A 14264-nucleotide genomic window follows, 5' to 3' on the forward strand; every position below is an offset into this window, starting at 1 on the left:
ATGATGTTCAAGATGAGCTCGATCACCAGGACCTCCGATTGATCCATTATACGCTGTTGAAGAGGCGCAATATAAACCTAGGTTAATTATTCGAGCCGATCTTTTTGACCAGCTTGGTCGTCACTCATACTTTTTGGGCGGCTCAATCGCATTGCGCGAGAGAGCTATACAAAGATGTGAGTGCTGCAGAAGTTTCTGCCTGCTATTTCACCAGAATCTTTCATGCAAATGGTGACCATTGCGACGTAACACCCGCCTTTCATCTGGGTGTTTAGTCCCGGCAATTGTTTGAGGGGCCCCGGGTTTCTCATCCAGGTCGCAGGTGAGTATCCAGCGTTTGGCTCAGGGTTAAATGTCGGCCCCAAATACAGTCTTTTCAAAATTGGCAATCGGCATTGGTCGGCTTATGAGATAGCCCTGCGCTTGGTCACACCCGAGGCTACGAAGCAGATCGAGCTGATCAACGTTCTCCACCCCTTCCGCAACTACCGTGATCTTAAGGTTCTTTGCCAGCAACAGGATCGACTCGACGATCGCGGCCGATTCACCGTTGTCGATCATGTCGGCGATGAACGTCTTGTCGATCTTGACCTTGTCGAACGGAAAATAACGCAAATAGGCGAGGCTGGAAAATCCAGAGCCAAAGTCATCTAGCACGATGTGCACGCCGAGCGACTGAATGCGCGATAGTTGGTCGAGCGCGCTGGTGGGATTGTTGATCAGCACACCCTCAGTAATTTCGATCTCGAGGCGATGCGGGTCGAGACCGCTTTCGGAAAGCGCCGTTTGAATTGCACCGACCAAATCTCCCCGCACGAACTGGACCGGCGATACGTTGATTGAAAGTCGCAGGGGGCGGGTCCACAGCATAGCATCCTGGCACGCCCGAGCGAGAACCAATTCCCCGAGTGCCACGATGAGACCACTGGCCTCCGCAACTGCTATGAATTCGTCAGGCATCACCATGCCGCGCTCCGGATGATTCCAGCGGACCAGTGCCTCGAAGGCCACAACGTTACCCGAAGTAACGGCGGTGAGCGGCTGATAATGAATTTCGAGCTCCCCTCCTTTTGACAGCGCCCTCCGCAAATCCGTTTCGGTTGAATGCCGGTGTTTGCTTTGTCGATCGAGCTCATCCGAGTAGAGCTGCCACTGACCGCGCCCCTCGTCCTTGGCTTTTTGAAGCGCCACGCCGGCACGGCGCATCATTTCGGTGGGCTCGACGGGGTGGTGATCTGCAACAACGACTCCAATAGAGGCACCGATCACTGCGCGGGCATCGGATAGGTGAAAGATTTGCGAAGCGGCGGCGAGCACCCGTCGGCAAATCTCTTCGCTAGTAAGCCCCATGCCAATGGTCGTCAGGAGAATTGCAAACGCATCGCCTCCCAAGCGCGCGACCGTGCCATCGTTGCGCACAATGTCGGTGAGACGCCGCCCAAACTGGATTAGGACTTCATTGCCGACGTAAAATCCAAAATTGTCATTGACTAGTCCAAAATGGTCGAGATCAATAACTAGCAACGCACCGCTGCCGCTCCTATGCGGAAAGCTCTGAGCGATGTTATCGTGCATAAGGGTTGCGTTAGGTAGTCCGGTGAGCTGGTCATGGGTCGCCAGATTGCGCATTTGCGCTTCGGCTTCACGATGAGCAGTTAAGTCTGACATGATAACGACTAGGTATTGGGTTCCACTAAGATTTACGAGCTGCTTCCGCGTAGCAATGTGCCGGGTCGTACCGCCGGCATCCGTCACCTGCTCCTCGCGCTCATCGACTTTGCCGCTTGCAAATACAGCGGCCTCTGCCTCGTGCTCTTGCGCTTGCTCGGTCCTGAACTGCGCAGGTATTTGGCCGAGTAACGCCTCTCTCGACCGCCCGAAAAAAGTACAGGCCGCGCGGTTGGCCAGCACCATACGGTGGGACCGGGTTTTAACGACAACCGGGTTGGACATAACATCGATCAGCGCGTGCAAGTCGTCGATATTGCCGGAAGATCGCATACAGATACTCGTGATAGTGGTGTAAGCTGTAACACCGGTGTCGGATATTATTGCGATTGCAGCAGCTTCCGTCGTGGACGCTGAAGATTAACAAAACCTCGCGGGCTGTCCGTAATGCTACGGTAGCGGGGATATCTGAATGATGGCTCCCGGGCCCCGGCAGCGTAGAACCACTCGATCATAGAAGCGAGGAGCAGCCGGATGTGCCTTGATCTCCGCGCGAGCCCGGACGCCATTTCTTGCTCTGCCCTCTTACGAAGAACCTCCACCAAGCCGATGGGGCCGCCCGGATCACTGCAACGCACCGTCGTTTGTCCGTCAGTCCAAAAAATCGTCTGTCGTTCTTGCGTAGGTGCCAAGGCTCGACGTTATCTAGCCGATAACAAGCGCCGCGAGCATTTCGGTTGACAGACGGCTACCGCGTTATCGTCGGGAATGAATATTACCGCCGTCCGAGGACGGCGTGGCGCCCCCATCCTAGGCGGTGTCTCTTCCTTCACTCTCGGTGATGATGGCGAACTCTGTCGCGCTGTCTATAATTTGGCGATTGGGAGCTGGCTTTCGCAAGATATGCTCCATCGTCATGCGGGGAGGTCATCCGAACCAGAACGCTGTCCGGTCCAGGTCGGCCGGCGGTTTACGGGGCAAACCAATGGCCATCGTGCGCCACCGTTGCGTTGTTCGTGCGAGCAATCCCCTCCTGATTACGCCGCTAAGCGGTCCATCTTAATGTCCAACGTCACGATGAGACCGCAGGGCGACCAGTCCGAAGTAAAGGAGCCGCCAAGCTGCGCGACCATACGGGTGACGAGTTTGCTGCCGAACCCCACCTCGGCGGGCGCTGACACAGTTGGTCCGCCGTGCTCTGTCCAAACCAACGCCACGTCATTCTCATGAACGGTGGCGGTAACATCGATTGTACCGGCGCAAACGGAGAGCGCTCCGTATTTAACCGAGTTAGTCGCCAATTCATGAAGAATTAGCGCAAGATGGGTAGCTGCACCGTCGCCAGTGGCAATCCTCGGTACAGATACGCGCACCCGGCCCGAGAAAGCGCCCATCTCGTCGTAGGCGCCAAGACAACAGAAATCAAATCGCCGACGAGCGCCGCATTTCGCTCGTTCGGTTTCGGGCGGACGAGGTCGTGCGCACGCCCTAACGCCGCCAAGCGTGTTGTTAGGTCGTGTGCCATATCTTCTGCGTTCACTGCAGATCTCGACGCCATCGTGGTCAGGCTTGACGCGATCGCGAGCAGGTTTTTCACGCGATGGCTCATTTCACCAGCCAATAGCTCATGCGCTTCTTCGGCTTGCGTGCGGGCCGTGATGTCCAGAAAGATTCCGAACATGACGAATCCGACGATGTCGGCATCACCGCCCTGCCCACGAGCGGAAATCCAGCGGACGGATTCGTTGCACATGATGCGAAAGTCTATGTCATAAGCGCCATCCACGGCTCGGGTTGCCGAAAACGCATTTCGCACCCGCTCGCGGTCGGCTGGATGAATTTTCTCCGAGAGGTCCTCGAACGTTATTTCTCTCTGGACGCCGACATCCCACAAACGAAAGCCGTGCTCGTCCATTGTGATGCGATCGTTGTCTACGTTCCACGACCACAGCGCGACGCCGGCCGCCTCATGGGCCCGGCGTAGATCGACAAGTCCCCAGTGCGGAGTGTCGGCTTGCTGCTCTGAGATCATACGGCGCCTCTCGAAAAAAGTCGCCCGGCGGCTATCAAACATCTGCTTACAGGTTTCGAGCCGAATTGAAAGCACGGTAACCGGGCAATAACAAGTCGATGAACTCGATTTCGGGGGCGTCTTCAATCGACTATCCGAAGCTCCGGGAATGCATCAATCGGCGCGACTTGAGGCGGCGCGTTCCCTGGTAGGCCGATCGGCGGGTTTCAAGGGATCGACCTGTAGGCCGATCAGCCGGATTGAAGGTTGCGCGGCTGCCAGCCTTAAGCAGCAGCGTTTGCTGACCCGCAAGCATGCCGCCGGATGGTTGAATGCTCAGAGCCAAATAGCCCTGTAAAAGCAAAGACCTAGGATCTTAATTATCACGCCATGACCGGTATCAAGTTTTGGAGAAAATCAAGATTTGACGGCGCGTCAGCTCGAGGACGGGAGCAGGGCGGGCTGTAAAACCGAAGAACTCACATCACGCTGTGCGTGCTTGACTAACAGCCGCGTGGTCACTGTTCGATCAACTGGACGCGAAAATAAATATCCTTGCCCCAGGATGCACCCTGCGGACCGCAGAAGATCGGCCTGATCTTCCGTCTCTACCCCTTCCGCTATCACCCGAATTTTTAGCTTTTTTGCAATGTCAAGTAACCCCTCGACTATGGCCATATTAGCGGTGCCAGGTGCAAGTCGCTCGATGAAGCACTTATCAATTTTGATGATGTCGACCGGCACGGTCAGCAAATGCGTCAGCGAGGCGTACCCCGTGCCGAAGTCATCGAGCGCAACGCGAAGCCCCTGAGCCCGCAACGCCTCGACCGCATCACTCACCAAGCGCCGACGGTCGTCCATATACACGGTCTCTGTCACTTCGATGATAACATGCTTGAGAGGAACTCCTTCACGACCGAACGCATCCGCAAGCATGGTGACGAGGGTACCACTATGCATATCGGCGGAAGATACATTAACGCCCACATGCTGGAAGGGGATGCCCAAATCGAGCCAAGTACGAACGTCGGCTGCAACGAGCATCATCATCCGCTCAGTCAGCGCCTTTGCAACATGGACATCTTTCATCGCTTCCTGGAAATGCCAAGCGGATATAATTCGGTCGCCGACACGCATCCGGCACAACGCCTCAAGGCCGACGATTTCGCGAGTGTCTAATCGAACGACGGGCTGGTAGAAGGCCTCAATCCGGTCCTCGCGCAGCGCTGTATCGACCTCACGGATATTGTTTAGGCGGCGGGTAATGTTCGTCCCGAGCTCTGGCCAATACTGTACGAAGCCACCGCGCTCGGTTTCCTTTGCATGATAGAGGGCGAAATCTGCATGTTGCCGGACCCGTTCTGGTGAGTGATCGTCCGGCGACAGCACCGCGCCGCCGATTGTGCCACGCGGGATGACGACGTGACCGCCGCAATCCGCAGGCTCTACCAGCAAGTTCAAGATATGTTCCGCAGGGCGCTTTAAATCATACAACTCCTCCCGGTTGCGTAAGATGATCGCGAACTCGTCGCCGCCGACGCGGAACGCCTGCCCGGTAGATGAAGCCGCTGCGAGTCTGCTGCCAACCGTACGGAGCAGGCAATCACCCGCCTGGTGACCAAAGGTATCGTTCACGACCTTGAGGTTATCGAGATCAAGAATGAACAGCCCCCAACGCCCTGGACTGTCACAATGCAGCGCTGCCAATGCGACATCAAAAGCCGCCCGGTTCGCGAGCCCCGTGAGTGCGTCAGTGAACGCGCGCTGCTCCTGTTCTGACACCCGCTGGTGCCGCTCCAACGCGATGATGGACAAATGTACGCAGCGGTCCACGATTTGACGCTCAAGCTGCGTGGGGCCTCTGCATTCACGGTAGTAAAAGGCAAAGGTGCCGATGGCATAACCGGCCGCATCAAGAATTGGTTTGGACCAGCATGCGCGCAATCCCAACGGGAGAGCCAAATGCTTAAAGGCTGACCACTTCGGGTCGTTTGCAATGTCGGTGACCGTCACCTCTTCACGCAGGTATGCGGCGGTTCCGCACGACCCCGTATTTGGGCCCACGGGTAATCCGTCTAGCGCGGCCGAATAGCCAGGGGGGAGGCTTGGTCCCGCAAGCGGGTGGATAAAGCCCTTGCGGTCAACAGCGAGGACCGAGCACAGGGCGCCAGGTGCGAGCTTTTCCGCTTCCACGCACATGCGTGCGACGGTGCTCTCTAATGTGTTGCCGGTCGCGATCATCTCTAAAATAGTATTCTGTAGTTCTAACACAATTTTCGACCTGACGTCGGTTGCGAGGCGCGCAAAGGATAAAGGCCCCCGAGCAAGTGAGCAGGAAAGCCTTAACAACTTCCATTCGGCCCCCTTCGAGTAGCCGCAAAGCACCACTCGGGAGGAGAATTATGTCTTAGCACGCTGCTGACCGGGGCGCTGCCGCGACTCTAAGAGAACGTCAATTGGCGTCCGGAGTTCGTCGTCATCGGCAGTCAGGGACACGGGGAAGCGCTCCTATTTGCGGTCGGGTTTAGATGCCGCGGGGGGCGGCGGATGGATGAAGGCGCCGATGTCACGCGGCATGGGCCAGCGCCTCGGCCAAGTGGCGGGTATGATCAGCAAGCGGAGCGGCGTCGCCATCGGCCATTGCCGCTTCCTCGAGCGTGCGCGCGACCGCTCCCAGATCGGCTTCGCCGAACATCCCCGCCGATCCCGACAACTTGTGGCAGATGCCGGCAATAGTGGCGCGCGCTTCGCGCTGGTGGTGGGCATTGGCGCCGCGCAGCGTCCCCTCGAGCGTCAGCAATTGGGCCGAGTAGCCGCGCTTGGCGGCTTCGTAGCGCCCGCGCAACCCGGCCACTGCAGGGTTCTCGGCTGCAGCCGACGGCTGCGGCGGCGGTGTAGCAGCGGGGACGCGATCGCCGAGCAGCCGCGCAATCGTCGCGATGACGGCGTCGACGTCGATCGGCTTGGACAAATGCGCGTTCATGCCCGCCGCGCGGCACAGCTCGGCATCCGAGGCAAAGGCGTTGGCTGTGAACGCGACGATCGGCACCGTCGCCCCCGCCCCGCCCATCGCGCGGATTTGCCGCGTCGCCTCGACCCCGTCGACCACGGGCATCTGCATATCCATCAGGATCAGGTCGTAAGCCTGCGGATCGGTCCCGAAGGCCGCGATCGCCTGCGCGCCGTCGGCGACGATGCAGACCGCATGGCCGTGGCGCGTTAGCAATGCCTCGATCAGCAGCTGGTTGATCTCGGCGTCCTCGGCCACCAAAATCCGCGCGCCAGAACTCAGCTTGGCGGGTCGCATCATCGATACCTTGGGCGGCGGCACCGACGCCGGATCGGCAATGCGCATCGGCAAGCTCAGCTGCATCCGCGTTCCCGCGGCATCGGATCGCGCGAGACAAAGATCACCGCCCATCAATCGAGCCAGCCGCTGGCTGATCGCGAGGCCGAGCCCGGTGCCGCCATAGCGCCGCGCGATCGACGCATCGCCCTGGACGAACTGGTCGAAGATCAACGCCTGGCGATCGATCGGAATGCCGCTGCCGCTATCGTCGACCAGTATCTCGAGCGTGTTGCCGTGGCGGCCGCCGCCGACGCGTATAAGGCCGGCATCGGTGAACTTGATCGCGTTTGACAGCAGGTTCAGCAGGATCTGGCGGATGCGGTGGCCGTCGCCCATCACATATTTTGGCAGATCGCCATCGAGCGCCAGCTCGATCGATATGTGCTTCGCCTCGGCGCCGGCCGCGAGCATGCGCACGCTGCTGCTGATGGTATGCAGCAGATCGAACGGCTCGTCGGCGATTTCGATCTGGTCGGCGTCGATCTTCGACAGGTCAAGAATATCGTTGAGCAACGCCATCATCGTGCGGCCCGAATCGCGAATCAGGCTGGCATAGCGCCGCTGTTCGGCATCGAGATCGCCGGCGAGGAGCAATTCCGTGAAGCCGATCACCCCGTTCATTGGGGTGCGGATCTCGTGGCTCATATTCGCTAGGAACGCAGCCTTCAGCCGTGCGGCATCTTCGGCGCGAATGCGCGCGCCGTGCAGTTCCTCTTCCAACTGCGCGCGCGCGCCGAAATCGCGAACGCTGGCTATGAACTCGAGCGCCTCGCCGGTCGCCTCGTCGCGCACGACGCTGTAATTCGCCTCGACCCACACATAATGGCCGTCACGATGACGCTGGCGATAGACCGAATGCGCCGGGCCGCTCGACTCGATCGCCTCGAGACAACGCGCCTCGACATCGGCGAGATCATCGGGGTGGATACCGTAGAACGGCGCCTGGTTGGTGATCTCTTCGGGATGATATCCAAGCAACGACAGGCTGCGCGGCGAAACATAGCGGCGAACTCGGTCGACGCCAGTGCGCACGATCATGTCGGCCGAATGGGTCGTCACCAGTCGCAGCTCGCGTTCGCGCGCCGCCAGCGCCATCGCCTGCTTGTGCCGGTCGGTGATGTCGCGAATGCTGCCGACGCTATCGCGGCGCCCGTCCTTTTGATCGCCCTGGCGGCGGATCGTCGCCTCGACCCATCGAAGCTCGCCATTGGAGCGCCGCAACTGGGTTCGAATTTCGAGTTCGCTCCGCACCCCGCTCAGCAGGTCGGTCCAGCGCTCGCGGATCTTCTGCGCGTCCGCCTCCGGCACCAGCTCGATCACAGGGCGGCCGATGCTTTCGGCGACGGTGTAGCCGGTGAGTTCCCCCCAGGCAGGATTTAGGAACGACCAGCGGCCCTGGCCGTCGGCGCGGAACACCACTTCACGCATATTGTCTGTGATCGACGCTAGCTGCGCTTCGCTATCCCCCAGCGCCGCGGCCAGCCGCTCGCGCTCGCTTAGCGCCGCCGCCACGGGCAACGCCGACATGAAGCTGGCGGCGACGAACAGCTGCAGGATCGTCAGCTTGGCGCCGACCCCGTCGACCAGCGCCATCGGCCCGGTGTGGAGAAAGGTCGCGAGCCCGCTGGCGACCGCGACGACAATCACCGCACAGGCGGCGCCCTTGGCGCCGAGCCGGAAGGCCGCCAGCAGCACGAAGGGCGTGACCACGAACAGCAACGGGTACTGGTCCTGAGTGAACACGCCATAGCAAACCAGGATCACCGCCCCCAAGATGGCGAGCGCTTCGATAACGTTGCGCGGGCTCCAGCGCGCCGGTGCGATCGGCGTCCGTATGAGGATAAGCAGGATCGGCACGATCACGATCGGCCCCAGCGCATGCGCCTTGGCGTATGTCAGCCAAACCGCCCCACCCGTCGCTTCCCCGCCCAGTTGGAACGCCGCCGACGCCAGCGATGCGACCCCCGCGGGGACGATCGCCCCCGCCAGGCCGGTGAAGATGAGCAGGGGCTTAAGCTCGGTGAGGTCGGCGCCCGGCGCCAGGCGACGCATACCCCAGACGATCGCCACGACCTCGACGATGTTGCAGCCCGCGAGCGCGGTTGCCAGCGGCCAAGCATAGCCCGACAGCAGATTGGCAGCCAAGCTGGCGACGAAGCAGGCAGCGAGCGTCGCGCAGCGGCGCAGGTCGGTGCTGAACAAGGCGACGACCAGAAAGGCGTTGGGCAACCACAGCGCAGCTACCGGGCCGGTCCCGCGCGTCAGTGCGACCCCCGCCAGCGCAAGCACCAGAAACAGCACGGCCACCCCTGCAACCCGCAGCCACGGCAGCGCGCTACACATGACGAATCGCTATCCGTCGTATCGTCGCCGCCGATTCGCGGATCTGCGCGATCCGCTCATCGGGGCGCCATTGCTCGAGCCCGGCGTCGAGCGCAGCGGCGGCGTCGCCAAGATCGGCCTCGCCGAACATGCCGGCAGTCCCTGCCAGATTATGCGCCATTGCGGCGACCTCGCCGATCTCCTGCTCGGTAAAGCGCCCCGCGCGGATCATGGCGTCGAGCGCGGCGAGCGTCTGGACCTTGCGCGCGGCGTAGCGTTCCTGAAGCTTGGGCGGCGGCGCCAATTTGTGCGGTGGTTTTTCCGGCTCGGTGGGGTCCACCGGGCGGACGATCACCGCAATCGGCGGCTCGCATCCGGGTTCGGGCAAGCCCGCCGCGGGCAGCGGCAGCGCGACCGAGATGGTCGGGATGTCGGCGCCGATCAGACAGCGGCTGAGTACCGATTCAAGCGCGCCGGGATCGAGCGGCTTGGTCAGATGCTCGTCCATCCCCGCCTCGCGGCAGCGCGCGCGATGTTCGGGCTGCGCGCTGGCGGTCAGCGCCACGATCGGCATCGTCGCCGCCGATCCGCTGCGCGCGCGGATAGCGCGGGTGGCGGCAAACCCGTCCATCACTGGCATCTGGCAGTCCATCAGAATGAGGTCGAAGGGGGTCCGATCGAGCGCGGCGAGCGCCTGCGCACCGTCCTCGGCCAACTCGACCGCGCAGCCATATTTCGACAGCATCGCCAGCATCAGCTCGCGGTTGAGGTCGACGTCGTCGACCACCAAAATGCGCTTGCCCGGAAGCGACAGGACGCCGGGGGTCAGCGTTTCATATTCGGCGCATTCGATATCGTTGGTGACCGGCAGCGCGAGTTCAACCCAGAAGGTCGATCCGTTCCCCAGATCGCTGACCACGCCGATCTCGCCCCCCATCAGCGTCAGCAATTGCCGCGAGATCGCAAGGCCCAGCCCGGTTCCGCCATATTGCACCGCGGTCGAAGCGCTCGCCTGCGCAAAGCGGTTGAAGAGCGTGGAGATGCGATCGGCGGGAATGCCGCCGCCGGTATCGACGACTTCGATCCGCAGCCGCGCTTCACAATTCTCCTCGCAGATCAGCACGACGTTCGTTTCGACCGAGCCCTCCTGCGTGAACTTCACCGCGTTGGAGAGCAGGTTCAGCATGACCTGGCGGAGCCGCCCGACATCGCCCACCAGCCGCTTGGGCACATCGGGGGCGATATCGACCAGCAGCCGGACGTCGCGCGTCGCGGCTTGCGGCTCAAGCAAGGCGACGGTGCTGGTGAAGAAACCCCGCACGTCGAACGGGCCGCAATGCAGCGCCAGCTTGTCGGCCTGCAGCTTGGAGAAGTCGAGCACATTGTCGACCACCGCGTGGAGCGCGAGGCCGGCGTTGTGGACCAGCCGGACGCGGCGCTGGTCTTCGGGGTCGAGCCGGTTGCGCTCGTTCAACAGGCGCGAAAAGCCGATGATGCTGTTGAGCGGGGTGCGGAGTTCGTGGCTCATGTTCGCCAGGAACCGCTCCTTCGAATGCATCGCATATTCGGCTTCGAGCTGCGCCGCCGCCAGCGCGTCCTCCTGCGCCTTTTGCGCGGTGACATCGCGTATCACGTCGAGATAGCCGGTCACCGCCTGCGTCGCCGGATCGCGCAGCAGCGCAGGGCTCGATTCGAGCCAGACCCAGCAATGCCCGGTCTTGTGCCATGCCCGCCAGCGCACATGCTTGCCGACCGCACCGTCCTTCAGCGCATGGAAGGTCGCGCGCAGATCGTCGATATCGTCGGGATGGACGATATCGTCGGCGCGGCAACCAATCCGGTCCTCGCTCACATGCCCAGTCACCAGCGCCGACGCGGGCGAAACGAAGGTGGTCCGCCCCTCCAGATCGCTGGTGACGATCACGTCGGTCGCGTTCTCGGCCATCAGGCGATAGCGCTGGTCGCTCTCGCGCGCCTTTTCCTCGGCGCGCTTGAGTTCGGAGATATCCACCAGCACGCTGAACACGCTCACCGGCACGCCGCCCTCGCAGCGGATGGTCCCGCGGGTCATCACATAGCGGATTTCGCCGCTCGGCAGCAGCAGGCGATAGTCATTGTCATATTCGTCGAACGCGCCGGTGACTGCAGCCTCCAACGTCGCCATGACGCGTGCGCGATCGTCGGGGTGGCAGCGCGCCATCAACATATCGGTCGACGCGGCGGTGCTGGCGGGATCGACGTCGAGGATCGCCCATACCTCGGCCGACCAGGACATGGTCTTCGCCACGAAGTCGGTCACGACATAACCCATATGCGCGATCTTCTCGGCCGAGCGCATCAGGTCATTGGCCTGCACCGCGGCCTCCTCGGCGCGCTTGAGTTCGCTGATGTCGCGCTTGCTGACGAAGATGCGCACCACGCGTCCGGCATCGTCGCGCAGCGGTACCAGCCGGACATCGAACGTCGTGTCGTCCCCGGCGCTTCGATCCTGCTCGATCATGTGGCGAACCTGGCCAGTGGCGACCACTGCTTCCATTTCCAGCCGCGTGGCGGCTGCCAGTGCCTGGGGAAATAAGTCGCAGAGGTCCTTGCCCCGGGCATCGGCAACAGAGGTCGCGACCGCAGCTTCGGCGGCGGCGTTCATGAAATTGACGGGAAACGCGCCGTCGACGACGTCATGGACGAAATTCAGATCCGACGCATTGTCGAAAATTCCCTCGAACAGCGCCTGCGCCTGCCGCGCGATCGCGGCGAGGCGCTCGGCGGCTTCGTTGGCGCGAACGAGTTCGTGCGAGCGCTCCTCGAGCGCGTTCTGCGCCTCGATCCGCGTCGTGACGTCGCGGCACGCGGCGACGATACGCCACTCATCGTCGTCGCTCGCCACCAGACGACCGACGAATTCGATATGCACCAGATGGCCGTCGCTGTGCCGCAGCTGGGTGAGATGCGTTACGCTGGTGTCGTCGGGCGCGCCCTTCAGCCGCTCGACCGCTTCGAGCAGCGCGAAACGTGCCTCGGGCGGCACGAAGGCGAGCACATGCTGCCCCACCAGCTCGTGCGGCTGATAGCCCAATATCCGATGGCTCGACGGCGACATATAGATGCAGTGCCCGGCAATCGAATACAGCCCGACCATGTCGTTGGCGCTGTCGGCGAGCAGCCGATACCGATCCTCGGACTCGCGTTCGCCCGACAGATCCTGGAACTGCGAAATGAAATGCCTGGGGGCGCCGTCTTCGCCCAGCACCGCCGACACCGACAGCCGCACCCAGACGATACGCCCGCTCTTGCGGACGTAGCGCTTCTCCATCTGGAAGCGGGTGATCTCGCCAGCGAGCAAGGCGGCCATCGCCTCGGCGCCGCGTGCGCGATCATCGAGATGGGTGATCGCCTGGAAATCGAGCTGCTCGGCTTCGGCGGGCGCATAGCCGATCAAATCGCAAAAGGCGGTGTTCAGCTTCAGGAAGCGCCCGTCGAGCCCGACGAGCGCCATGCCGATCGGCGCGTGATCGAAAGCATTTTCGAACAACGCGGTCTGCGCACGCCGCTGGGATATGTCCTGGATCAGCGCGGTGAACTGCCAGTTCTCGCCGACATTGGTCGCGCTGAGCGCGATCTCGATCGGGAAAAGCGTGCCGTTGCGGCGAAGCGCCTGCACTTCGACTTGACGGCCGATCATCCGCGCGGCCTTGCTGGCCATGAAGCGAGCGAGCCCCGCATCGTGCGCGGCACGCGCGTCGTGCGGCACGATGACCTCGCACAGCACCCGCCCGATCACTTCCTGCGCCGACCATCCGAAGGTAAGTTCGGCATGCCGGTTCCATTCGGTGACGATGCCATGCCGGTCGATCGTGACGATCGATTGGTGCGCTGTCGCAAGGATGCTCGCCAGCCGCTGCTCGTTAGCGCGGGCCGCCTCTGCGAGCCGCTCGCGTTCGGCCAGCCCGTCGGTCGCGGCGTCGTGCGCCAGCGCCGCGCTCGCTTGTCCGGCAACGCCGCAAGCCGCCATTTCGCGGCCACGCGCCTGCGCGCGCCGGCGCAACAGGGCGCCAGCCGCCATCCCCGAGAACAGCAGAAGCACGATCGCCTCGTCGATCCGCCAAGCTTCATGGGTAGCGCCGAAAGCCACGATCCGCGCGAACGCATCGGAAAAAACGCAAAGCACCGTCAGCAACACAGCGGCGATCGCCGCCAGCATCAGCTCGGTTTGCCGGGTATACGCTAACGATGTCCGACCGAGATGCAGTTTCGTTCTCCTACGGCGAACGTAAATCCCGATCGGATAACAGTGGGTTAATAAGGCCCTTCGCATATCGCAGGTCTATCCCTGAGTGCTGTGAGCGCTGGAAACGTTGCATAGGGTTCGCGCTGTCTGCACCGCATCGCGCTGATCCTGCCAGGCTAAATGAAGGGCAGGTTACCGCCCCCGGTCGCCGAAAGCGGCCAGACCGCACTCCATCCTTGCTGAGCACCATGCCCCGTGCCGAACCGTATGAACGAAGGGCCGGTTACGGCGCACGCCACCCGAAAGCGGCCTGGCTAGTTTCCACCCGCAATAAACATTCCGAGGTAGTTAGTGTGCTTCTAAGGGCGGAAATACTGCACCCCCGAGTGCCGTTGACGACCGCTCGAGTGGGAGCAATCTATGGACCTGGTGCTCGGGTCAGCTCCGATTGGTTATTAGGGGAGGCGCCAGCCTACGCATAAACACGCGCTCTCCTGCTTCCGCAGTGCTTACAGCGAAATTGAGGTCGTCTACGGGAGACGCAAAAAATCCCGCTAAGTCTTTGGACTAGCGGGATACCGATGGTTGCGGGGACAGGATTTGAACCTGTGACCTTCAGGTTATGAGCCTGACGAGCTACCGGGCTGCTCCACCCCGCGCCACGGTACGCCGCTCGCATGGAGTGCGAG

Annotated in this window: 5 protein-coding genes and 1 tRNA gene; all 6 read right to left on the reverse strand. The window is 61.8% G+C overall.

From position 1 onward, the window contains the following. Nucleotides 1–348: 348 nt before the first annotated feature. Nucleotides 349–2001 carry a putative bifunctional diguanylate cyclase/phosphodiesterase gene (locus ABC969_RS16335; protein ID WP_345866226.1) on the reverse strand — a complete coding sequence of 551 codons (1653 nt, stop codon included), beginning with the start codon at nt 1999–2001 and terminating at the stop codon, nt 349–351. A 979-nt stretch (nt 2002–2980) separates the two neighbouring features. Beyond that, nucleotides 2981–3826: an HWE histidine kinase domain-containing protein gene (locus ABC969_RS16340; protein ID WP_345866227.1), complete on the reverse strand. Its 846-nt coding sequence runs from the start codon at nt 3824–3826 to the stop codon at nt 2981–2983. Between the two features lie 288 nt (nt 3827–4114). Next, complete coding sequence (locus ABC969_RS16345; RefSeq protein ID WP_345866228.1) at nt 4115–5920, reverse strand: sensor domain-containing phosphodiesterase; 1806 nt, start codon at nt 5918–5920, stop codon at nt 4115–4117. Between the two features lie 325 nt (nt 5921–6245). Next, nucleotides 6246–9371: a PAS domain S-box protein gene (locus tag ABC969_RS16350; RefSeq protein WP_345866229.1), complete on the reverse strand. Its 3126-nt coding sequence runs from the start codon at nt 9369–9371 to the stop codon at nt 6246–6248. Further along, nucleotides 9364–13548: a PAS domain S-box protein gene (locus ABC969_RS16355; protein WP_345866230.1), complete on the reverse strand. Its 4185-nt coding sequence runs from the start codon at nt 13546–13548 to the stop codon at nt 9364–9366. The genes ABC969_RS16350 and ABC969_RS16355 overlap by 8 nt, the downstream gene beginning before the upstream one ends. Before the next feature lie 609 nt (nt 13549–14157). After that, nucleotides 14158–14234: transfer RNA gene (locus ABC969_RS16360), tRNA-Met, on the reverse strand. Nucleotides 14235–14264: the final 30 nt, after the last annotated feature.

Origin of the sequence: Sphingomonas qilianensis (genome assembly GCF_039614825.1) — a bacterium.
Lineage (GTDB): Bacteria > Pseudomonadota > Alphaproteobacteria > Sphingomonadales > Sphingomonadaceae > Sphingomonas > Sphingomonas qilianensis.